Source organism: Acuticoccus kandeliae (genome assembly GCF_003073115.1).
Genome location: NZ_QBBV01000065.1, coordinates 1 through 417 on the forward strand (window position 1 = coordinate 1; position 417 = coordinate 417).

1 protein-coding gene is annotated in these 417 nt (G+C 50.4%); it reads right to left on the bottom strand.

The window, feature by feature from the left end:
- The coding region (locus tag DBV35_RS29320; RefSeq protein ID WP_342752407.1) for a nucleotide-binding protein at window positions 1-395 on the bottom strand (395 nt) is incomplete at its 3' end.
- Window positions 396-417 lie beyond the last annotated feature (22 nt).

Sequence of the window (417 nt, forward strand, 5' to 3'; positions counted from 1 at the left end):
CCCTGGGGGTCGTTACCTTCCACGAGCAAAACACGTAGCCCCTTCAGAGCCAGATCCTGAGCAAGATGAACAGAAACTGAGGTTTTGTAAACGCCACCTTTATGGGCAGCAACCCCGATCACCGGTGGAAATACGTCTTCAGCACGTCGCAATCGCGTACCAAACACATCACGCATATGATTAATTTGTTCAATTGTATAACCAACACGTTGCTCAACCCGTCCTCGAATTTCCATATCCGGGTGCGGTAGTCGCCCTGCTTTCTCGGCATCTCTGATAGCCTGAGAAGAAACCCCAACTAAATCCGCTGCTTCACCTATTCTCCAGCGCCGGGTTATTTTCCTCGCTGCCGGGCTGTCATCATTAAACTGTGCAATGGCGATAGCCTTCGTCATTTCATGACCAGCGTTTATGCAC